This is a genomic window from Escherichia sp. E2748 (assembly GCF_005781125.1).
Taxonomy (GTDB): domain Bacteria; phylum Pseudomonadota; class Gammaproteobacteria; order Enterobacterales; family Enterobacteriaceae; genus Escherichia.
Window position 1 is genome coordinate 398467 of record NZ_VATP01000001.1, and the last position, 21731, is coordinate 420197.

General features: G+C 48.3%; 18 protein-coding genes and 1 riboswitch. Of the genes, 11 read left to right on the forward strand and 7 right to left on the reverse strand.

The window, feature by feature from the left end; genetic code table 11:
• Window positions 1-9: 9 nt before the first annotated feature.
• Together FEK42_RS01810 and metG are read right to left on the reverse strand one after the other, a co-directional pair.
• Entirely contained in the window at window positions 10-3807 is a 3798-nt protein-coding gene (locus FEK42_RS01810; RefSeq protein ID WP_138211718.1) for a WGR and DUF4132 domain-containing protein, read from the reverse strand.
• Window positions 3808-3947: 140 nt separating this feature from the next.
• Window positions 3948-5981, reverse strand: a complete 2034-nt coding sequence (gene metG, locus FEK42_RS01815) for a methionine--tRNA ligase (protein ID WP_130260040.1) — start codon at window positions 5979-5981, stop codon at window positions 3948-3950.
• 167 nt (window positions 5982-6148) lie between these two features.
• On the opposite strand from metG, the gene apbC reads away from it, so the two are divergent.
• The 6 genes from apbC (at window position 6149) to FEK42_RS01845 (ending at window position 12931) form a co-directional block, all read left to right on the forward strand.
• A complete protein-coding gene (gene apbC, locus FEK42_RS01820; protein ID WP_130207002.1) occupies window positions 6149-7258 on the forward strand; it encodes an iron-sulfur cluster carrier protein ApbC in 1110 nt (369 codons plus the stop codon).
• A 259-nt stretch (window positions 7259-7517) separates the two neighbouring features.
• Window positions 7518-7799: a DUF2574 family protein gene (locus FEK42_RS01825; RefSeq protein ID WP_130207000.1), complete on the forward strand. Its 282-nt coding sequence runs from the start codon at window positions 7518-7520 to the stop codon at window positions 7797-7799.
• 281 nt (window positions 7800-8080) lie between these two features.
• Complete coding sequence (locus FEK42_RS01830; RefSeq protein WP_135492784.1) at window positions 8081-8623, forward strand: fimbrial protein; 543 nt, start codon at window positions 8081-8083, stop codon at window positions 8621-8623.
• An 87-nt stretch (window positions 8624-8710) separates the two neighbouring features.
• A complete protein-coding gene (locus tag FEK42_RS01835) occupies window positions 8711-9385 on the forward strand; it encodes a fimbria/pilus periplasmic chaperone (RefSeq protein WP_130260038.1) in 675 nt (224 codons plus the stop codon).
• A 15-nt stretch (window positions 9386-9400) separates the two neighbouring features.
• On the forward strand, window positions 9401-11881 hold the full coding sequence (locus FEK42_RS01840; RefSeq protein ID WP_138211719.1) for a fimbrial biogenesis outer membrane usher protein: 2481 nt from the start codon (window positions 9401-9403) through the stop codon (window positions 11879-11881).
• 15 nt (window positions 11882-11896) lie between these two features.
• A complete protein-coding gene (locus FEK42_RS01845; protein WP_135492782.1) occupies window positions 11897-12931 on the forward strand; it encodes a putative fimbrial-like adhesin protein in 1035 nt (344 codons plus the stop codon).
• A gap of 81 nt (window positions 12932-13012) precedes the next feature.
• Here the strand turns inward: FEK42_RS01845 and rcnB are convergent, their stop codons facing one another.
• Both rcnB and FEK42_RS01855 read right to left on the reverse strand, forming a co-directional pair.
• Window positions 13013-13351: a Ni(II)/Co(II) efflux transporter accessory subunit RcnB gene (gene rcnB, locus FEK42_RS01850; RefSeq protein ID WP_131161432.1), complete on the reverse strand. Its 339-nt coding sequence runs from the start codon at window positions 13349-13351 to the stop codon at window positions 13013-13015.
• Between the two features lie 217 nt (window positions 13352-13568).
• Window positions 13569-14387: a nickel/cobalt efflux protein RcnA gene (locus FEK42_RS01855; RefSeq protein WP_135492781.1), complete on the reverse strand. Its 819-nt coding sequence runs from the start codon at window positions 14385-14387 to the stop codon at window positions 13569-13571.
• Between the two features lie 120 nt (window positions 14388-14507).
• Between FEK42_RS01855 and rcnR the strand changes: the two genes are divergently transcribed.
• The 5 genes from rcnR (at window position 14508) to FEK42_RS01880 (ending at window position 18270) form a co-directional block, all read left to right on the forward strand.
• Complete coding sequence (gene rcnR / locus FEK42_RS01860; protein ID WP_000019944.1) at window positions 14508-14780, forward strand: Ni(II)/Co(II)-binding transcriptional repressor RcnR; 273 nt, start codon at window positions 14508-14510, stop codon at window positions 14778-14780.
• A 91-nt stretch (window positions 14781-14871) separates the two neighbouring features.
• A riboswitch (TPP riboswitch) is annotated at window positions 14872-14968 on the forward strand.
• Window positions 14969-15002: 34 nt separating this feature from the next.
• Complete coding sequence (gene thiM / locus FEK42_RS01865) at window positions 15003-15791, forward strand: hydroxyethylthiazole kinase (RefSeq protein WP_135492780.1); 789 nt, start codon at window positions 15003-15005, stop codon at window positions 15789-15791.
• Entirely contained in the window at window positions 15788-16588 is an 801-nt protein-coding gene (gene thiD / locus FEK42_RS01870; RefSeq protein ID WP_130206984.1) for a bifunctional hydroxymethylpyrimidine kinase/phosphomethylpyrimidine kinase, read from the forward strand. Before thiM ends, thiD begins: the two co-directional genes overlap by 4 nt.
• Before the next feature lie 65 nt (window positions 16589-16653).
• Window positions 16654-17472 carry a glycoside hydrolase family 25 protein gene (locus FEK42_RS01875; protein WP_135492779.1) on the forward strand — a complete coding sequence of 273 codons (819 nt, stop codon included), beginning with the start codon at window positions 16654-16656 and terminating at the stop codon, window positions 17470-17472.
• Between the two features lie 51 nt (window positions 17473-17523).
• Window positions 17524-18270 carry a GntR family transcriptional regulator gene (locus tag FEK42_RS01880; RefSeq protein WP_115424782.1) on the forward strand — a complete coding sequence of 249 codons (747 nt, stop codon included), beginning with the start codon at window positions 17524-17526 and terminating at the stop codon, window positions 18268-18270.
• Here FEK42_RS01880 and FEK42_RS01885 read toward each other — a convergent pair.
• Genes FEK42_RS01885 through FEK42_RS01895 form a run of 3 tightly spaced genes read right to left on the reverse strand, consistent with a single transcriptional unit; the run spans window position 18244 to window position 21484 of the window.
• Window positions 18244-19209: a carbohydrate kinase family protein gene (locus tag FEK42_RS01885; protein WP_135492778.1), complete on the reverse strand. Its 966-nt coding sequence runs from the start codon at window positions 19207-19209 to the stop codon at window positions 18244-18246. The two genes, FEK42_RS01880 and FEK42_RS01885, sit on opposite strands and share 27 nt — an antisense overlap.
• The gene (locus FEK42_RS01890; protein WP_135492777.1) at window positions 19206-20210 is read right to left on the reverse strand and encodes an ADP-ribosylglycohydrolase family protein; all 1005 of its coding nucleotides are present in this window, start codon (window positions 20208-20210) and stop codon (window positions 19206-19208) included. The genes FEK42_RS01885 and FEK42_RS01890 overlap by 4 nt, the downstream gene beginning before the upstream one ends.
• On the reverse strand, window positions 20207-21484 hold the full coding sequence (locus FEK42_RS01895; protein ID WP_130206976.1) for a nucleoside permease: 1278 nt from the start codon (window positions 21482-21484) through the stop codon (window positions 20207-20209). The genes FEK42_RS01890 and FEK42_RS01895 overlap by 4 nt, the downstream gene beginning before the upstream one ends.
• Window positions 21485-21731 lie beyond the last annotated feature (247 nt).

Below are 21731 nucleotides of genomic sequence, written 5' to 3' on the forward strand. Positions count from 1 at the left end.
TAAATCCTTTTAATCAAACAGTGATTCGATGTCGTTAATCAGCTCGCTGGCGGTGATGTCGTCGAGCATGGAGAAAGTGAGTGAGGATTGTTTACCGTAGCGATCATCTGGCGAGGTGATTTTTACGCTTTCAACCGGTAGCTGGTCGCCATACCCCGTTTCACCATAAATTAATGAAAAAGGTTCCGTTTCAAGTTCGAGATCGCCATGAGGGGTTGTTTTGCGCATCGCATAAACGCTGCCGCTTTCTTCCAGACGTTGCCAGCCTCGGCGTTCCAGCCCGACAATGCGTCCGGCCTGGCAAAGCCGTCCTTGCCAGCGTGTCAGTTCGTGAGTATTACGTTCATTGTCAGCAAGGTGATAGCTACCTCGCTCGAGCTGTTGGAAAGGGGGAAGCAGTTCGTAATCAGCATAAATTTGCCTGAATGCAGCGGCGGATTCAGGGGAGATTTCCAGCACATGCGGAATACCGATGTTTCCTGCTGGCAGCGTGAATAGCTCATCCTGCGCATCGCTGTAAGTGCTGTCTTCTGCGACACGAAAACAGGTGATAAGGGCGTTTTCATCGTTATAACCCCCCCATAACAGCCGTCGGGTTAAGTGACGTACCAGCGGATGCTCCACCAGGAACAGGCGGAACTGCTCTGCCGTCCAGCGTCTGCGCTGGCACATAGCCTGTTCCAGACGATCAATCTGCTGGCTGGCTATGGCGCGTACATCTTTTTTCAACTGTTTGAAGAGATTAACCGCGTCAGTTGCCTGAGCTTTTTCATCGCTCTGGTTTGGTTTGGGTAAATCTTTCAGGACGTTGCCGTTTGCATCGCACACTACAGGTTTTAAGGTTTCGTCAAAACCAACGGTGAATTTGCGGGGGCCGAAATCAAGTATCAGCGAGCCGTTGATATCAAGCCCTAAATCCGGTGCCAGGCGGTCTTCCAGTTCGGCCATTGTCAGTCCGCGATTTTCGGCGACCATATTGATTCTGTCGCTGGCATGTTCCTGTAATGCAAAGAATTTAATCTTTTGCGCAATGCCATTAAGCAACATTAGCGCAATGTCGCTACCGATACTGGCTAACACATCCAGCCCGTAAACCGCGCGTTTATGCTGGGATTCACCAGGCCAGGCGCGGATGAGCGGGGTTAGTTTACGCGCGGTGTCGTCATTGCCTAGAATCCCCAGCGAGGTAAATGCCCAGTTTTCTTTTGCGGGTGCGCCAGCTTCTGTCCATGCCATGTAGAGATCCCAGCCAAAGTCAGCCAGTGATTCGCGGGTGAAGGTTTCTTTGATGATCGCCAGCCCAGCGTAGGAGGTAATGTCGCGTGGAAAGCTCAACATTGTGCCGAGGTGGCGCATAGCGTCATCTGGCAGAGGCAGGTTGTTACTTTTAAGCCGAGGTCTGTGCCATAAGGTGAACTGATAAAAGCCGGGCAGTGGGGCGATTTTTGCAGGATATTCTTCCAGTGGGTCGCTATCAAATAATGTTGCCAGCGCAGCTAAAACATCAGGTTGATTATATCCTTGGGCGATTTCCTCAATCGTTTCTCGCTGGTTTAATTTCACTAGCAGGAGGAGTGCCTGGCGGGCATATTCCCGATTTTGGCACGGTTTGCCCAGCGCCAAAGGCAGTAGCCCGGCGGTGGCATGGCGCGGGTTATTTGCCAGCCAATTAACGGCATCCTTGTAAGCCATTTTTTTCTGTAACCGCTGCGCCATTGGTAAGGCTAGTTCACTGGCCCCAATAAAGAGGGTGAATATCCACAGTCGTTGATGATCTCGTTGCAAGCAGGTCATAAACGCAGGAATGGCCGTACTGCCAAAAATCCCCAGAATCTCTTTCTCACCTGAATATCGCTCCTCAATGATTATTTGGTTGAGAAATGAAATCGCCTGTTGTCCCGGTAAGTAACAAAGCGCAGATAGATTCCAGCTTTTGTTGGCATTGTTGTGATATTTCGCAAACTCAGCTTTTAGTGCTGGAAAATCAAAGCGCAACAAGGCATCAACAGCGCTTTGCGGTATATATTTTTTTTCATGTAAGTCATCTTCGCAATGCAGCCATTCATTAAAACCTAATTGCCAAAGGATTTGTTGTTCTGGAGTAAAAGGAATGAAAGATGTCTCCCAGCTTTCTTTTTCAATTAGTGGCAGGTCGGTAAATAAGGTTTGCTGTGATGCCTGATATTGCGCGATTTCATAGAATCTGGATATGTCAGTATGACTGATTAACTCTGTAATTCCTGGTGTGATATCCGTGACGGCAGGAATGGGAAGTACCGGTAAATTAAATACGGGTATGACATTTTTTTTCTTATTTATTACCCACGGTGGAGCGACAAGCAGCTCCGGCAACATATCCACAGTGGCGTATTCACATTTTTCAGCGACTGGCTGCGGACGACATTCAGATAAGATGCCTGCCGCTTTAGCATTAACCCTGGGAATGACGTCACATACCAACTCTGGCGTGGCGGTAATCAGTTTGACAAGTGCGTTGCGCCACTGTGCATCTTCATGTATAGCCAGCAAAGTTGCATAAGCGGCAATAGCCGCAGCGGGATGCTTTTGACAGGCTTTGCTTAGGTATTCCAGGTGCTTTTTCTTGCCAACTACACCGAGGATCAGAATTTGAATCGCATCCGGGTGATTCGTTTTCCATAACCATTTGACAAGATCTTCAGTCTCGCTGATGCGCTCGAAGAGATAAGTGGGATTATCAGAATGCTCTTCCGTTAACTCAAGAAGTATCCGGCTTACACCGCGCACCCCATTATTTGCCAACAACATTGCCAGATAAGCGCGAAAATCACGAGATAACGGTGGGAAGTCGTATTTTTCTGCTGTAGTCAGAGCGGCGTCATCGGTTACCACCAGTCTTAACCAGGTCATCGCCGGAACGTTTTGGTCTGCATAGCGTAGAGCCATAGCATTGGCAATATCCGGGCGTTCAGGGAGCAGTAACGCCGCAAAAGGTTGCCGTGCTTGGGATAGCGAGGGAATAGCCGCGAGTACTTTATCTACACAGCGTTGCCACTCATCTTCTGAAGCGAGTGAAAGATGATGACATAGACGTTGATGCCAACGCGGTAGCGATTCTGCTTTGTGATTAGGTGGAATGATGGTGGTTACTGCGCCTTTTACTGGTTTATATCTAAGTTGAAGAGCGAGAAGGGCAATTTCAACGGTAGTTTCCAGACCACAGCGAATGACTAAGTCATCGACCAGTTCATCTGTGGAGCTAAAATTCCAGAAACTCCAGAGTAATGCTGCGTCAGATTGCGCACTCCCTGTCTGTTGATTACCCTGAACTCGCATTTGTAACTCAGCAAAAGCCTGCTGCCAGTTTTCTGGATAAGAACGGTAATTGTTGGCGGGATCATATGCCCTGGTGTTATTCGCGATGCGCTGCCATATTTGACTATCTTTGTGCAGATAATTGATCTCTCTGGGGCGAGAGCGATGAGGAAAAGCAAATCGATTAATATCGTCAGTTAGCCGAATGACCGCATCATCAGCCAGCCAGGGGCGTTGGTTTTTACTCTCAGGAGAAGTTTCAACTTCAGGAGTGGCTTTGGTGATGGGGGTGATATGCACGTTTGCAGAAGCATTTTCCACATAGCTTTTTTTCGTTTTCTCTGCGATCAGCTTCTGTTCCGCTTTTGCCGCCGCAGCAGCATCAGCAAAACTTTTTACCTGGCTTTGCCCGTTGGTGCCGACTTTGCCCCAACTGATATGCAACTCGTTGCCTTGCTGCTCCACCGCCCAAAATTTATGTGATTTTTCGTCCTGATAGATAAAGTGTCTCATTCTGCATCCCTGTAATTTTATCCAGTTGAATGCAGATGCTACCAGTATTTATGCGGGTTAGAGAGAGACAAAATCGCAAGAAAACAACTTTAGGAATTTATAAAGAAAAGGCGCTGTCGATGCAGCGCCTTGAAGGGGGATTATTTCACCTGATGGCCTGGTTTAGCACCAGCATCCGGGCTTAACAGGAAGATATCTTTCCCGCCAGGACCAGCAGCCATTACCATGCCTTCGGAGATACCAAAGCGCATTTTACGTGGTGCCAGGTTGGCCACCATAATGGTGTGACGACCAATCAGTGCCTGCGGATCCGGGTAAGCAGAACGAATGCCGGAGAAGACATTACGTTTTTCGCCGCCGAGATCCAGCGTCAGGCGCAGCAGTTTGTCAGAACCTTCAACAAACTCTGCGTTTTCAATCAGCGCCACGCGCAGGTCAACTTTGGCGAAGTCGTCAAAGGTGATGGTTTCCTGAATCGGATCATCTGCCAGCGGGCCAGTAACTGGTGCGGCAGTGGCTTTTACTTCCTCTTTGGATGCTTCCACCAGTGCTTCAACCTGTTTCATGTCGATGCGGTTATACAGCGCCTTGAACGGATTCACTTTGTGGCCCAGCAGCGGTTGCTGGATACCATCCCAGGTCAGTTCCGTATTCAGGAATGCTTCTGCACGCTCGGTCAGTTTCGGCAGTACCGGCTTCAGGTAAGTCATCAGTACGCGGAACAGGTTGATGCCCATTGAGCAAATCGCCTGCAGGTCAGCATCGCGACCTTCCTGTTTTGCGACTACCCACGGAGCCTGTTCATCGACATAGCGGTTAGCCAGGTCAGCCAGCGCCATGATTTCGCGCACTGCTTTACCAAATTCGCGGCTTTCCCACGCTTCACCAATCACTTCAGCGGCATCAATGAAGGTTTTATACAGTTGCGGGTCAGCCAGTTCGCTTGCCAGCACACCGTCAAAACGCTTGTTGATAAAGCCCGCATTACGGGATGCCAGGTTAACCACTTTGTTCACGATATCGGCATTCACACGCTGAACAAAATCTTCCAGATTCAGGTCGATATCATCAATGCGCGAAGAGAGTTTTGCCGTGTAGTAGTAACGCAGGCTGTCAGCGTCAAAATGATTCAGCCAGGTGCTGGCTTTAATAAAGGTGCCGCGAGACTTGGACATCTTCGCGCCGTTCACCGTCACATAGCCGTGAACAAACAGGTTGGTCGGCTTACGGAAGTTGCTGCCTTCCAGCATGGCTGGCCAGAACAGGCTGTGGAAGTAAACGATATCTTTACCGATGAAGTGGTACAGCTCGGCGGTGGAATCTTTCTTCCAGTATTCATCGAAGCTTACGGTATCGCCGCGTTTGTCGCACAGATTTTTGAAGGAACCCATGTAGCCAATCGGCGCGTCCAGCCAGACGTAGAAGTATTTGCCCGGTGCGTTCGGAATTTCAAAACCGAAGTAAGGCGCATCGCGAGAGATATCCCATTGTTGCAGGCCGGATTCAAACCACTCCTGCATTTTGTTTGCCACCTGCTCCTGCAACGCGCCGCTGCGGGTCCATGCCTGCAACATTTCGCTGAAAGAGGGCAGATCAAAGAAGAAGTGTTCAGAATCACGCATTACCGGCGTAGCGCCAGAAACCACCGATTTCGGCTCGATCAGTTCAGTCGGGCTGTAAGTCGCGCCGCAGACTTCACAGTTATCGCCGTATTGATCCGGTGATTTACATTTCGGGCAGGTGCCTTTTACAAAACGGTCCGGCAGGAACATGCCTTTTTCCGGATCGTACAGTTGAGAGATGGTGCGGTTTTTAATAAAACCGTTCTCTTTCAGGCGGCTGTATATAAGCTCCGACAGCTGACGGTTCTCTTCGCTGTGCGTAGAGTGGTAATTGTCGTAGCTGATGTTAAAGCCTGCGAAATCAGTCTGATGCTCCTGACTCATTTCGCCAATCATCTGCTCCGGTGTGATACCAAGTTGCTGGGCTTTCAGCATGATTGGCGTACCGTGGGCATCGTCGGCGCAGATGAAGTTGACCTCGTGGCCGCGCATTCGCTGGTAACGGACCCAGACATCAGCCTGGATGTGCTCCAGCATATGGCCGAGGTGGATTGAGCCGTTGGCGTACGGCAGTGCGCACGTTACCAGAATTTTCTTCGCGACTTGAGTCATAGTAGGCATTACTTCTTTGTAGTGAAAAGGGCTTAGATAGTACCAAATGGGGCATGGTTACGTAAGTCCTGTGCAAGCATCTTATGATGCATTATTAGGTAAGTACTTAGCTGTTAACTTCAGGTAAACTAATAGCGATAAGTTATCTTTATAAATAAGGAGTCGGGATGAACGAACAATCCCAGGCCAAATCACCAGAAGCCCTGCGCGCAATGGTCGCCGGGACACTGGCCAATTTTCAGCACCCAACCCTCAAGCATAACCTCACTACGCTAAAAGCGTTGCACCATGTTGCCTGGATGGACGACACGTTGCATGTGGAACTGGTTATGCCGTTTGTCTGGCATAGTGCGTTTGAAGAGTTAAAAGAGCAATGTAGCGCCGAATTGCTGCGTATCACTGGGGCGAAAGCTATCGACTGGAAATTGTCGCATAACATCGCCACTCTGAAACGCGTGAAGAATCAGCCGGGTATTAATGGCGTGAAGAACATTATTGCAGTCAGTTCCGGTAAGGGCGGCGTGGGTAAATCCTCCACGGCGGTAAACCTGGCGCTGGCACTGGCGGCAGAAGGGGCGAAAGTGGGTATTCTGGATGCCGATATCTACGGCCCATCAATCCCAACCATGCTGGGGGCGGAAAATCAGCGTCCAACCTCGCCGGATGGTACTCACATGGCACCGATTATGTCTCATGGCCTGGCAACCAATTCAATTGGTTATCTGGTCACTGACGATAACGCGATGGTGTGGCGCGGCCCAATGGCGAGCAAGGCCTTAATGCAAATGTTGCAGGAAACCTTGTGGCCGGATCTCGACTATCTGGTACTCGACATGCCGCCAGGAACCGGTGACATTCAGCTGACGCTGGCGCAGAACATTCCGGTGACGGGTGCAGTAGTGGTAACGACGCCGCAGGATATCGCGTTGATTGATGCCAAAAAAGGCATCGTGATGTTTGAAAAGGTCGAAGTTCCGGTGCTCGGTATTGTCGAGAACATGAGTGTGCATATTTGCAGTAACTGTGGTCACCACGAGCCGATTTTCGGCACTGGCGGCGCAGAGAAACTGGCAGAGAAATACCACACGCAACTGCTGGGGCAGATGCCGTTACACATCTCCTTACGTGAAGATCTCGATAAAGGCACGCCAACGGTTATCAGCCGTCCGGAGAGCGAATTTACCGCTATCTACCGCCAGCTGGCAGACCGTGTTGCAGCCCAGCTCTACTGGCAGGGCGAAGTCATCCCTGGCGAGATTGCCTTTCGCGCCGTATAACGCGTATTAACCTTTCTGGTTATTCTTCATTCACCGCATCAATGTTAAATTGATGCGGTGAATTTTTTTGCAGTCTTAATAACCCCTTTTTTAATGCTGCGAATATTCAGCGGATCTTAGTCCGAAACTGTACAAAGGCGATTGATTGTGCAAGCACTGTCTCTTTATCATCCCTCGTGGCTGTGTAGCGGATGTACAGCTATAGTTTGTTATGCACTCAATCTACCCGGCATAACCTTTACTACAGGGATAACGTTCAATGAATAAGTATTGGTTGTCAGGAGTTTTTTTTCTTGCTTATGGACTAGCATCACCCGCGTTCTCTTCTGATACTGCAACATTAACCATCAATGGCAGGATTAGTTCCCCTACATGCAGTATGGATGTTGTTAATAATCATCTTCAGCAACGTTGTGGGCGGTTGTTACAACGAGTTGAAGCCAACTATCGTGCATCTTCTACTGCAAAAGGCGTTACGACAGAAGTGGTTGCAGTGGGTAATAATGACAAACGCAAAATCGTGTTAAATCGTTACGATTAATTTGGCAACACCGCGTTAAGCATATTTAGAAAGCCAAAATCATTTCCGTGAATGATTTTGGCTTTTTTATTTATTTAATAAATGTTATTTGCGGTAATTAATTAGTTTTAAAAATGTTTATTATAGCGAATTATTTGTTGTAATTATATTGCATTGGTTAATTTGTTTTAAATCAACAAAACAATATGTTTACATTGCGACAACCTTTTGGGTGTGAGAAATTTGTTTCCAAGAGATACAGACTCTTAACAAAACAAAATAAACTTATTAAGGAATGCATCATGAAAAATTCAATTATTGCTGCCGCTGTCTTATCCTCTGTATTTATGAGTGCTGGTATTTTCGCTGCTGAAGTAGATACCGGAACTTTAACCATTAAAGGTAATATTGCTGAATCTCCATGTACATTTGTCGCTGGTGGTGATTCAGTCAGTATTAATATGCCGACTGTACCAACCACTGTATTTGATGGTAAAGCGAAATATTCAACTTATGATAACGCGGTTGGTGTAACCAGCAGTATGCTGAAAATTTCTTGTCCGAAGACTATTGATGGCGTAAAACTTTCATTGATCACCAACGAGAAAATTCTTGGTAATGATAAGGCGATATCCAGTAGTAATAACACCGTTGGATACTATCTCTATTTGGGTGATAGTAGTGACGTACTGGATATTTCCGCACCGTTTAATATTGAAAGTTATAAAACTGCTGATGGACAATATGCCATACCGTTTAAGGCAAAATATCTGAAGTTGACTGACAGTAGTGTTGCATCTGGTACTGTTAACTCTTCATTGGTTATGCGTGTTGCCCAGGATTAAACATTTAAAATAATCATCTTATTTTTTCAGCAAATTAAAATGGCCGCCATGTTCATGGCGGTCAGCATAAATATAAGAGGCATTAAGATGAAAGGATTATTATCTTTACTCATCTCTTCTATGATATTTCCTGCGCATGCCGGAATGGTTATTTTCGGGACACGTATCATTTACCCGGCAGAGCAGAAAGAAGTCATGGTACAACTGATGAATCAGGGAAACCGCTCTTCGCTGGTGCAGACGTGGATTGATGATGGTGACACGTCTCTGCCGCCAGAAAAGATCCAGGTTCCTTTCATGTTAACGCCACCAGTAGTGAAAGTAGCGGCCAATTCTGGGCAACAAATAAAAATTAAAATCATGCCTAATAAATTACCTGTTAATAAGGAGAGTATTTTCTATCTAAACGTTCTGGATATTCCACCGAATAGCCCAGAAGATGAAGGAAAGAATGCGTTAAAATTTGCCATGCAAAATAGAATCAAGTTGTTTTACCGGCCTGCAGGTGTAGCTCCAGTAAATAAAACAACTTTTAAAAAACTGCGAGTGAGTCGTAGCGGTAATAACGTAGTCATAAAAAATGACTCGCCAAATTGGGTAACGATTTCTGACGTTAAGGCTAATAACGTCAAAGTGAATTATGAAACTATCATGATTGCACCACTAGAAAGTCAGAATGTCAGTGTAAAAAATAATAATACGGATGGTTGGCAACTGACCATTATCGATGATCACGGCAACTATATTAGTGACAAAATTTAATTGCAGGAGCTTCCTATGTTGAGAATGACCCCGCTTGCATCAGCAATAGTCGCGTTATTGCTCGGCATTGAAGCACATGCAACAGAAGAAACCTTTGACACCCATTTTATGATGGGAGGAATGAAAGGTGAGCAAGTAACAAATTTGCGTCTTGATGATAATCAGCCTTTACCCGGCCAGTACGACATTGATATTTATGTCAATAAGCAATGGCGTGGAAAATATGAGATTATCGTAAAAGATAACCCAGATGAAACTTGCCTGACGCGTGAAATTGTCAAACGGTTAGGTATAAATAGCGATAATTTTGCACGCGACAAACAATGTTTAACATTTGAGCAACTTGTACAGGGTGGAAGCTACGCCTGGGATATTGGAATTTTTCGTTTGGATCTTGCTGTCCCGCAAGCCTGGGTCGAAGAACTGGAAAATGGTTACGTTCCGCCAGAAAACTGGGAACGGGGAATTAATGCGTTTTATACGTCTTATTATGTAAGTCAGTATTACAGTGACTATAAAGCCTCGGGTAATAGTAAGAGTACCTATGTGCGTTTTAACAGTGGGCTAAATTTGCTGGGATGGCAGCTGCATTCTGATGCCAGTTTTAGCAAAACGGATAATAATCCAGGGGAGTGGAAAAGCAACACACTGTATCTGGAGCGTGGATTTTCTCAAATTTTCGGTACGCTGCGTATTGGTGATATGTACACGTCAGCCGATATATTTGATTCCGTTCGCTTCAGCGGGGTTCGGTTATTTCGTGATATGCAGATGTTGCCTAACTCGAGGCAAAATTTTACCCCACGGGTACAGGGGATTGCCCAGAGTAACGCGTTGGTAACTATTGAACAGAACGGTTTTGTCGTTTATCAGAAAGAGGTTCCACCAGGCCCGTTTGCGATTAGTGATTTGCAGTTAGCGGGCGGAGGTGCGGATCTTGATGTGAGTGTTAAGGAAGCCGATGGTTCAGTGACTACATATCTGGTGCCTTATGCGGCAGTACCTAATATGTTGCAACCTGGCGTATCAAAATATGATTTTGCAGCGGGCCGTAGTCATATTGAAGGTGCGAGCAAGCAAAGTGATTTTGTCCAGGCAGGTTATCAGTATGGTTTTAATAACTTATTGACGCTGTATGGCGGCACGATGGTTGCTAATAATTACTACGCGTTTACCCTGGGAACAGGTTGGAACACGCGCATTGGCGCAATTTCAGTCGATGCAACTAAATCGCACAGTAAACAAGACAATGGTGATGTGTTTGACGGGCAAAGTTATCAAATTGCCTACAACAAATTTGTGAGCCAAACGTCGACGCGTTTTGGTCTGGCGGCCTGGCGTTATTCGTCGCGTGATTACCGCACGTTTAACGATTATGTGTGGGCAAATAATAAAGATAATTATCGTCGTGATAAAAACGATGTCTATGACATTGCCGATTATTACCAGAATGATTTTGGTCGCAAAAATAGTTTTTCCGCCAATATGAGTCAGTCATTGCCAGAAGGCTGGGGATCCGTGTCATTAAGTACTTTATGGCGTGATTACTGGGGGCGCAGTGGCAGTAGTAAAGATTATCAACTGAGTTATTCCAATAACTGGCGGCGGATAAGCTATACCCTCGCGGCAAGCCAGGCGTATGACGAGAACCACGCCGAAGAGAAACGTTTTAATATTTTTATATCGATTCCCTTTGACTGGGGTGATGACGTTACGACGTCGCGGCGACAAATATATATGTCTAACTCAACGACCTTTGATGATCAGGGTTTTTCCTCAAATAATACCGGATTATCGGGAACCGTTGGTAATCGCGATCAGTTTAACTATGGGATCAACTTGAGCCATCAACACCAGGGAAATGAAACGACAGCTGGAGCGAATTTAACCTGGAACGCGCCGGTGGCAACAGTGAATGGCAGCTATAGTCAGTCGAGTACTTATCGACAGGCTGGAGCAAGTGTTTCAGGGGGCATTGTCGCCTGGTCGGGTGGCGTTAATCTGGCGAACCGTCTTTCCGAAACGTTTGCTGTGATGAAGGCGCCAGGAATTAAAGATGCTTATGTCAATGGGCAAAAATATCGCACAACAAACCGTAATGGAGTGGTGGTATACGACGGAATGACACCTTATCGGGAAAATCACCTGATGCTGGATGTGTCGCAAAGCGATAGCGAAGCAGAATTGCGCGGTAACCGGAAAATTGCCGCACCTTATCGCGGCGCGGTTGTATTGGTTAATTTTGATACCGATCAGCGCAAGCCCTGGTTTATAAAAGCGTCAAGAGCGGATGGGCAACCATTAACGTTTGGTTATGAAGTCAATGATATCCACGGTCACAATATTGGTGTTGTCGGCCAGGGAAGTCAGATATTTATTCGCACTAATGACGTACCGCCAGCGGTTAATGTGGCAATTGATAAGCAACAAGGGCTTTCATGCACAATCACCTTCGGTAAAGAGATTGATGAAAGTAGAAATTATAATTGCCAGTAATAGTCAGGTGGTTCTATGAAAATTCGTATAATGCTATTTATATTAATGATGATGGTTATCCCCGTGAGCTATGCGGCATGTTATGGTGAACTATCCGTGCAGCACAATTTGGTTGTTCAGGGGGATTTTGCACTTACTCAAACACAAACGGCGACATATGAGCATAATTTTAATGATTCATCATGCGTGAGTACAAATACTATTACTCCCATGAGTCCGTCGGATATTATTGTTGGGCTTTATAACGATACCATTAAATTAAATTTACATTTTGAATGGACCAACAAAAACAACATCACGTTGTCAAATAACCAGACCAGTTTCACCAGTGGTTATTCGGTAACGGTGACACCTGCGACCAGTAATGCAAAAGTGAATGTTTCTGCGGGGGGCGGCGGTTCAGTGATGATTAATGGAGTCGCGACATTATCCAGTGCTTCCTCAACAACGCGTGGGAGTGCCGCAGTACAATTTTTACTGTGTTTATTAGGTGGGAAGTCATGGGATGCATGTGTAAATAGCTACAGAAATGCCTTGGCCCAAAATGCAGGTGTCTATTCCTTTAATCTGACATTGTCATACAACCCGTTAAACACAACCTGCAAACCTGATGATTTATTAATTACTTTAGAGAGTATACCTGTTTCACAACTACCAGAAGCTGGCAATAAAACATCAATTAACAGTAACAAAGGGAATATTGTTCTGCGTTGTAAAAATTTATTAGGCCAACAGAATCAAACATCACGGAAAATGCAGGTGTATTTATCAAGTTCTGACTTGTTAACCAGCAGCAACACGATACTGAAAGGTGCGAAAGATAATGGCGTAGGATTTGTTCTTGAAAGTAATGGTTCGCCAGTCACATTTTTAAATATCACTGACAGCAGTAAAGGATACACAAATTTAAAAGAAATTGCGGCGAAGTCAAAAATTACAGATACAACGGTCTCAATTCCGGTAACTGCCAGCTACTATGTTTATGATAAAAATAAAGTTAAATCTGGCGCACTGCAGGCAACCGCATTAATCAACGTGAAATACGACTAATAACAAGTAAGACGAGCAAGTGGCTAATAATAAAAAATAATAAGGTGTCTGCATTTCCCCCTCTCTCCGAGGGGGCTTTTTTTAGCGATGATAAAAAATCTCACCGTCGTAGGCTTTAATGATTTTTCCGTCGGTATCATTGATCAGCACATATGCACCGCCCATATAGGTCCAGTGGGTTCCGGCGTCAGGTGCGGGCAGGTTACGCAACTGCCACTGCTTAATGTTGTACTCATCGGTACGGTACATTTCTGGTACGGTGTCACCTGGTTTGAAATGCTTGAAGTCAGCAATGAAACTGCTTAACTCATACTTCGAAATTCCCGAGGCATTGGTCGAACCCGCGGTGGCTGGTGCGGCCCATGCTGCGCTGGTTATCAGCAAAAGCGCACCCAGCAACATCTTATTTTTTATGGTCATATACTCTCCACTTTGGGGATCAGTAAAATCAGTCGCATATCTTTCCCGCCATACAATATAACCGACAAGAGATATTTTGTTAGTGATCCCATGATTTCGTAAAAAGTGTAAATGAAAGGATGCAGCAAAAGCATCCTCATTGAGCGAGAAGTGAGCGGAATAAGCTGATTTAAGAATCATCCTGGGCTAAAGGGATAACGAAGCCCAGGTGTTTGTTTTATCTCATAATCCCCATAAAACCATGCACTCCCATATACAACCCGACTAAACCAATTAACAGACTGGAAAAATAGGGGGCGCGTTTAGCGAGAGTGTTAAATCCGCTCCAGCGTTTTGCAACTTGTTGAACACTGATTGCCGCCCCAACGCCTACGGTGACCAGCGTTAATGCCAGGCCGATGCTGAAACTGACGACCAGCGTTGCTCCCAGCGTGAGGGCTTTCAACTGAATACAAATCAACAACACTGTTATTGCCGCAGGGCAGGGGATAAGCCCGCCGGTTAAGCCAAACAGCAAAATTTGCCAGTTGGTGACCTCTCTACCATCAAAGCGTCGTTTAATGTCACTGGCATGGGCCAGCGCATGAGCATCCTGATACTCGTCGCTCTGGTCATGTTCGTGATGATGAGCATGCTCGTGGTTGTGGTCGTGATGATGCTCATGATCATGCCCGTGCATATCCTCAAGCCAGTTGCGTTCGCCGCGCCAGGTACGCCAGAACATCCAGAAAGCGGTGCCAATAATGATCACCGCGGAAATCAACTGAAGCCACGGCTCCGCTGACTGAGCAGTAAAGCGTTTGCTGATCACCATCCCACCAAAAGCAATCAACCAGACTACTGCCGTATGCGAAATGGTTGCCGCCAGTCCAAGCATCACCGCCTGTTTAATGGTGCCTTTAATGGCGATGATAAACGCCGCCATCATCGTTTTTGAGTGCCCTGGTTCCAGGCCATGAAGCGCACCAAGTAAGATGGCGCTAGGGATGAAGAACCAGGCGTTACCTTGCTGAAGAAGAGTGGTAAATTCGGTCATGATAATAATTCTTAGTATTAATTCGGCAATCTGATTCTACTCCCCCCCAGTACCTGATACTACCCCCCAGTAGATTAATAGTGCTATGATTTTTCATGTTCTTGTTAACCAGGTGTTGCCATGTCTCATACAATCCGTGATAAACAGAAACTGAAAGCGCGTGCCAGTAAGATTCAGGGCCAGGTCGTGGCGCTCAAGAAAATGCTCGACGAACCGCATGAATGCGCTGCAGTTTTACAACAGATTGCTGCTATCCGTGGCGCGGTAAACGGTCTGATGCGGGAAGTGATTAAAGGTCATCTGACGGAACACATCGTTCACCAGGGGGATGAGCTAAAACGTGAAGAAGATCTGGATGTCGTTCTGAAGGTGCTGGATTCTTATATCAAATAATTTATTAACGCGATTGTAAAACTGCGGTTTTTCCTCGTTTACAACGTGTGCGCTGGACATTACCATCCTCCTCTGCGATTTATCATCGCAACCAAACGACTCGGGGTGCCCTTCTTTGTGAAGGCTGAGAAATACCCGTATAACCTGATCTGGATAATGCCAGCGTAGGGAAGTCACAGACCATCAGGTCATTGCTTCTTCACGTTATGGCAGGAGCAAACTATGCAAGTCGACCTGCTGAGTTCCGCGCAATCTGCGCACGCGTTACACCTCTTTCACCAACACTCTCCCCTTGTGCACTGCATGACCAATGATGTGGTGCAAACCTTTACTGCCAATACCTTGCTGGCGCTCGGTGCATCGCCAGCGATGGTTATCGAAGCCGAAGAGGCCAGTCAGTTTGCGGCCATCGCCAGTGCCTTGTTGATTAACGTTGGCACACTGACGCAGCCACGCGCGCAGGCGATGCGTGCCGCCGTTGGGCAGGCAACACGATCACAAACGCCCTGGACGCTTGATCCGGTTGCGGTTGGTGCGCTCGATTATCGCCGCTGTTTTTGTCATGAACTTTTATCTTTTAAACCGGCAGCGATACGCGGTAATGCTTCGGAAATCATGGCATTAGCTCGCGTTGCTAATGGTGGACGTGGTGTGGATACCACTGACGACGTAGCTAACGCGTTGCCCGCCGCACAAACTCTGGCACGGGAAACTGGCGCAGTCGTCGTGGTCACTGGCGAGGTAGATTATGTTACCGATGGTCGTCGCACCGTTGGCATTCACGGCGGCGATCCGTTAATGACCAAAGTGGTCGGAACTGGCTGTGCATTATCGGCAGTCGTCGCCGCCAGTTGTGCATTACCGGGTGATACGCTGGAAAATGTCGCATCTACCTGTCACTGGATGAAACAAGCGGGAGAACGCGCAGTCGCCAGAAGCGAGGGGCCGGGTAGTTTTGTTCCACATTTCCTTGACGCGCTCTGGCAGCTGACGCAGGAGGTGCATGCATGAAACGAATTAACGCTCTGACGATTGCCGGTACTGATCCGAGTGGTGGTGCGGGGATTCAGGCCGATCTTAAAACCTTCTCGGCACTTGGCGCTTATGGTTGCTCAGTTATTACTGCACTGGTGGCGCAAAATACCCGTGGCGTACAGTCGGTGTATCGCATTGAGCCTGATTTTGTTGCCGCCCAGCTTGATTCGGTGTTCAGCGATGTGCGAATAGACACCACTAAAATCGGTATGTTGGCGGAAACCGATATTGTTGAAGCGGTGGCAGAACGGCTGCAACGTTATCAGATCCAAAACGTGGTACTCGACACCGTTATGCTGGCAAAAAGTGGCGATCCGCTGCTTTCACCTTCGGCGGTTGCCACGCTGCGCGGTCGATTATTGCCACTGGTTTCATTAATAACGCCAAACTTGCCCGAAGCTGCCGCCTTGCTCGATGCGCCACACGCGCGTAACGAACAGGAAATGCTGGAACAGGGACGTGAATTATTGGCGATGGGCTGCGGTGCAGTGCTGATGAAAGGCGGTCATCTGGATGACGAGCAAAGCCCGGACTGGCTGTTTACCCGCGAAGGTGAACAACGGTTTACCGCACCGCGTATTATGACCAAAAACACCCACGGCACCGGTTGTACGCTCTCTGCGGCGCTGGCTGCACTAAGCCCGCGCCATACAAACTGGGCTGACACCGTACTGGAGGCAAAAAGCTGGCTTTCTGCGGCGTTAGCGCAGGCAGACACGCTGGAAGTTGGCCACGGGATTGGTCCGGTTCACCACTTTCACGCCTGGTGGTGAGCACCGTAGTATAGCTGCTTTGGCATTTTTCAGCTTTTTCGCGCTGAAATTCAGGGATGAAACCAATGCAGCTAAGAATCGCCAGTCGAAAAAAATTCACCGCTTTGATATGCGCTCTGGGGCTAATTTCCATCGTTGCGATTCATCCCCGTCAGACGGTGAATTTTTTCTATTCGACAGCAATTCAGATTAAAAACTACATCCACTTCTACGGTTATCGCCCGGTCAAATCTTTTGCTATTCGCATTCCTGCCAATTACACCATTCATGGTATTGATGTTTCACGCTGGCAGGAGCGGATCGACTGGCAGCGTGTCGCAAAAATGCGCGACAACGGTATCCGCTTACAGTTTGCTTTTATTAAGGCTACGGAAGGTGAAAAGCTGGTTGACCCGTATTTTTCGCGCAACTGGCAAAGAAGCCGTGAAAATGGCCTGCTGCGTGGGGCGTATCACTATTTTTCTCCGTCGGTATCCGCTTCAGTTCAGGCCAGATTATTTCTGCAAACGGTGGATTTTGCCCACGGCGATTTCCCTGCCGTGCTGGACGTAGAAGAGCGAGGAAAATTATCGGCAAAAGAATTGCGCAAGCGGGTAAGTCAGTGGCTAAAAATGGTCGAAAAAAGCACGGGAAAAAAGCCGATTATTTACTCCGGAGCCGTGTTTTATCACACGAACCTGGCAGGGTATTTCAATGAGTATCCGTGGTGGGTAGCGCACTACTACCAACGTCGTCCGGACAATGACGGCATGGCCTGGCGCTTCTGGCAGCATTCCGACCGTGGACAGGTAGATGGCATTAATGGTCCGGTGGATTTTAATGTGTTTAATGGCAAGGCGGAGGAGTTGCAGGCTTTCGTTGATGGCATTAAAGAAACGCCTTAAATAACCAGCAGTGATATACTCCTGACAGACTCCCCGGCAGGAAAAAGACAAATGGAACAAGCGCATACCCAGCTTATCGCTCAACTGAATGAGCGTATTTTAGCGGCGGACAACACGCCGCTTTATATTAAGTTTGCCGAAACGGTAAAAAATGCCGTGCGCAGCGGGGTGCTGGAACATGGCAATATTTTACCCGGCGAGCGTGATTTAAGTCAGTTAACCGGCGTTTCGCGTATTACGGTGCGCAAGGCGATGCAGGCGCTGGAAGAAGAGGGCGTGGTGACGCGTTCGCGTGGCTACGGCACGCAGATCAACAACATCTTTGAATACTCGTTGAAAGAAGCGCGAGGATTTTCTCAACAGGTGGTGTTGCGCGGGAAAAAGCCCGATACGCTATGGGTTAACAAGCGTGTCGTGAAATGTCCTGAAGAAGTCGCACAGCAGCTGGCGGTCGAAGCGGGAAGTGATGTCTTTTTGCTTAAGCGTATTCGCTATGTCGATGAAGACGCGGTATCCATTGAGGAATCGTGGGTTCCGGCGCATTTAATTCATGATGTTGATGCCATCGGGATTTCTCTTTATGACTACTTCCGCAGTCAGCATATTTTTCCTAAGCGTACCCGTTCCCGTGTTAGCGCCCGAATGCCGGATGCTGAGTTTCAGTCACATATTCAGTTAGATAGCAAAATACCGGTGCTGGTGATCAAGCAAGTGGCGCTTGACCAACAGCAACGGCCTATTGAGTACAGCATCAGCCACTGTCGCAGCGATCTATACGTTTTTGTGTGCGAGGAGTAGTTCCTCGCGCGTTGGCGCACAATCACCGCCCCGATGCCCGACAACCCACGACGCCACTGCATTGCCCAGTAATACGGCATCCGCCAGTGGCAGACCAGAGGCCAGCCCGGCAAGTACGCCACCTGCATGACTGTCGCCTGCACCAATGGTGTCTACAACTTGCGTTGGATATGCCGGAACGCAGCCAGAAGCGTTGTTGCTGAAATACCATGCGCCTTCTTTATCGAGACGGACGATCAACGGCGCGACAAATTTCTCCTGCCATTGCTTGCCAAGCGTTGTTATCTCTGCGGATAAAGCAAAACGTTCGGCGGCAATCTCAGCCTCTTGACGATTGAGTGACACTAAAGGTCGACAGGCCATGATCCGCGCAAGTAATGCATCCGGGATATCGCCAATACGTGGGCCAAAATCGATAAACGGCGTCACGTTTTTCAGCCCTTCCAGCCATTCCACTAACAATTCGCCGCAGGGCGAGGCCAGTTGATAACCGGAAAAATAGAGCAGGCTGCCAGGCGCAACGGTTAATCGCGCCAGCCATTGGCGATTCCACTGATTTTCCACACCACTGAACGACATAAACGTGCGTTCGCCATCCGGCTCAACCAGCGCCAGACACCATCCGTTATCGCCTTCGGCGTTATCGATCAGGCTGATTAACCCCTCTTTCGCCATCCGGTTGCGAATAATCTCCGCCCACACCCCCTGACCGAGCGGCAGGGCATTACCCGCTTCGATGCCGAGGCGCTTTAACGCCACGGCAATATTCAGTGCGCAGCCGCCAACGTTAACGCTCTGCTGTTTCAGCTCGATATCGCACCCGCGCCAGGGCAGGGCGTAAGCGTCGGCGATCACATCAATGACCGCCGCGCCAATCACCATAACCGGCTGACGCGAGGTTAATTCAGGCAGCAGCGTGTGTAATCGAGCGCCGCTCATACCGCCTCCCGTTGTTGGCGATACTTCGTCAGCGCTGTGGCATAGCGGTTGAAATCAAGCTGATTTACCGCATCCAGTTCCGCCTTTAACGCAGGATCGATAGCGTTAACGCCATGCAACGCGCCGCAAATTGCCGTCGCCATAGCACCGATGGTGTCTGTGTCGCCGCCAAGGTTAGCGCACAGGACGGCGCAACGGTTCGGGTCGGTTTGTGCCAGTTCAACCAGCGCAATGGCGCATGGCACGGACTCAATGGTGCTGGTGCCTGCGCCAACGACCTGGTAAAGCTGTTCGCTGGCGGATTCGGTGCCGTCGGCATTGCGCACAATTTTCAGCGCAATCTCCAGACGTGCCGCCAGTGAGGCGCTGAATGTGGTGATGCGTTTTTGTTGAGCATGTCGCGCAATCGAGGGTAGAGAATCAACAATCGCTGACCAGCTTTCGCCGTCAATGGCACGAGAAATCGCCCATGCAATAACCACCGCCCCCGCAATCGCCAGATCCGATTTATGAGTCGGGCTGGACGCCAGCGCCACATCATCAATAAAGGAATCAACATCACGCGCCGGAAGTAAACACCCCAATGGTGAGACGCGCATCGCCGCACCGTTAGTCACGCCGTTGTTTTCCAGTTCAGCAACGGGTTTACCGTCGCGAATGGCGTTAAGCGCAATCTTCGAGGTTGGGCCAAGCACGTTTTTGTTGAAGGCGTCGAAACGCAGCGCCCAGTCGAGAATATTACGCCCAATCAGATCCGGATCGATCTTGCCTTCACGTTCCAGCAACGCATCCGCCAGACACAGCGCCATCGAGGTATCGTCGGTGAATTCGGCGCGGTTAAAATAACAGGCCGCGTTATTCTCCTCTGGTCCAGGCAGAAAACGGTCAATCCAGCCAAAGTGTGCTTTAACGCGGCTGCGTGGCCAAAGCTCGGAGGGCATCCCCATCGCATCCCCTAACGCCTGCCCGTAAAGAGCACCGAGAATACGTTCTGTTTTCATTTAACTTCCCCTTGTGTCAACGCAATATCGCGATCATCGACCTTGATAGCCGTAATTTCGCTGTCGGATTCGCGGAAAAAAATCATGAACAGCACGGCGATAATGGCAATCATCACCGCGCCAAAAGTCCACATCCCGGCCCAGTTGAAGGTCAGCCCGTTTACCGGTTCCTGATAAGCAAACATCTTCTCCATCATCACTCCGCCAAGACGATAACCGAGCAAACTGCCAAATCCCTGGCAGCAGAGCGTGATCAGCCCCTGCGCGGCGGTACGCATATGCACGGGGGCTTTTTTATCGACATAGATGTAAGCGGTAACGTAGTAAAAATCGTAACTTACGCCGTGCAGCAAAATGCCGAGGAACAGTAACGCGTAGGTAAAATATTCATCCGCGCTGCCATAAATAAAGAAGCCATAGCGGATCGCGGCGGTGACCAGACCAAGCAATAATACCTTTTTGATACCAAAGCGTTTGGTGAAAAACGGCAATGCCAGCATAAAGAAGATTTCAGAGAACTGGCCGAGCGTCATCCAGCCAGTGGCGTTTTTCATGCCGACTTCAGTCAGATAACCGTTGGCAAAGATGTAATAGAACGCCAGTGGCATCGCAAACAGGAATGAACAGAAGAAAAAGACGAGGAAATTTTTATCGCGCAGCAGGATCAGCGCATCCAGGCCGAGCATGACTTTAATGTCCATTTTGCCGGTGCTTTTTGGCGGCGTGTCTGGCAGGAATAAGGCAAACGCACCGAGCAATGCGGAGCTTCCTGCGGTAATTAACAGCGGAATATTGGTCGGTGAGATATCGTCATATCCCAGCATCTGAGGCAAGAATCCGCAGACCAGGCCAGAGGCAATCCAGCCGATAGTCCCCAGTACGCGAATGCGCGGAAAATCACGCTCCACATCCGGCACGTTAGCAAACGCGATGCTGTTAGTCAGCGCAATGGTCGGCATATAAGTTAGCGAGTAGGCCAGCAGTAACGGGAAGAACCCGGCAAAGGTGGTCTGTTGCGCGGCGAAATACATCAGCACCGCACCGGCGAACATCAATACCGCCAGCACTTTCTGCGCCGAGAAAAAGCGGTCAGTGATGGAGCCAACCAGAATAGGCGACAGGATCGCCGCAATGGCGGTACATGCATAGGACCAGCCAATTTCTCCGGCACTGAAACCGCTTTTACTTAGCCACAGCCACAATGGCACAAACCACGCGCCCCAGATAAACCATTCAACAAACATCATGAACGACAGCTTTGCTGTTGTTTTCATCTTTTAATTCCTTCATGACAGGTAATGTAAGGTACGCGCTGACAATACCACTTAACAATACCTTTTAAATACCTTTGCGGTGAAAGCTTGACCGCTGTAACATTTTTTCTGATGAATCGTGCCAACAGAAAACGCTGAAAAAACATCCAAAAGATGGCAAAACCAGCCCGTAACGACCAGGATTATGATTGCCCGCAAAAGGTGGGCCAGGACAATCCATAGCCGATATCCAATCGGAATTTACGGG

Coding starts and splice junctions, on each gene's coding strand:
- FEK42_RS01810 (WP_138211718.1), bottom strand. CDS start 3,807: ATGAGACACTTTATCTATCAGGACGAAAAATCACATAAATTTTGGGCG.
- metG (WP_130260040.1), bottom strand. CDS start 5,981: ATGACTCAAGTCGCGAAGAAAATTCTGGTAACGTGCGCACTGCCGTAC.
- apbC (WP_130207002.1), top strand. CDS start 6,149: ATGAACGAACAATCCCAGGCCAAATCACCAGAAGCCCTGCGCGCAATG.
- FEK42_RS01825 (WP_130207000.1), top strand. CDS start 7,518: ATGAATAAGTATTGGTTGTCAGGAGTTTTTTTTCTTGCTTATGGACTA.
- FEK42_RS01830 (WP_135492784.1), top strand. CDS start 8,081: ATGAAAAATTCAATTATTGCTGCCGCTGTCTTATCCTCTGTATTTATG.
- FEK42_RS01835 (WP_130260038.1), top strand. CDS start 8,711: ATGAAAGGATTATTATCTTTACTCATCTCTTCTATGATATTTCCTGCG.
- FEK42_RS01840 (WP_138211719.1), top strand. CDS start 9,401: ATGTTGAGAATGACCCCGCTTGCATCAGCAATAGTCGCGTTATTGCTC.
- FEK42_RS01845 (WP_135492782.1), top strand. CDS start 11,897: ATGAAAATTCGTATAATGCTATTTATATTAATGATGATGGTTATCCCC.
- rcnB (WP_131161432.1), bottom strand. CDS start 13,351: ATGACCATAAAAAATAAGATGTTGCTGGGTGCGCTTTTGCTGATAACC.
- FEK42_RS01855 (WP_135492781.1), bottom strand. CDS start 14,387: ATGACCGAATTTACCACTCTTCTTCAGCAAGGTAACGCCTGGTTCTTC.
- rcnR (WP_000019944.1), top strand. CDS start 14,508: ATGTCTCATACAATCCGTGATAAACAGAAACTGAAAGCGCGTGCCAGT.
- thiM (WP_135492780.1), top strand. CDS start 15,003: ATGCAAGTCGACCTGCTGAGTTCCGCGCAATCTGCGCACGCGTTACAC.
- thiD (WP_130206984.1), top strand. CDS start 15,788: ATGAAACGAATTAACGCTCTGACGATTGCCGGTACTGATCCGAGTGGT.
- FEK42_RS01875 (WP_135492779.1), top strand. CDS start 16,654: ATGCAGCTAAGAATCGCCAGTCGAAAAAAATTCACCGCTTTGATATGC.
- FEK42_RS01880 (WP_115424782.1), top strand. CDS start 17,524: ATGGAACAAGCGCATACCCAGCTTATCGCTCAACTGAATGAGCGTATT.
- FEK42_RS01885 (WP_135492778.1), bottom strand. CDS start 19,209: ATGAGCGGCGCTCGATTACACACGCTGCTGCCTGAATTAACCTCGCGT.
- FEK42_RS01890 (WP_135492777.1), bottom strand. CDS start 20,210: ATGAAAACAGAACGTATTCTCGGTGCTCTTTACGGGCAGGCGTTAGGG.
- FEK42_RS01895 (WP_130206976.1), bottom strand. CDS start 21,484: ATGAAAACAACAGCAAAGCTGTCGTTCATGATGTTTGTTGAATGGTTT.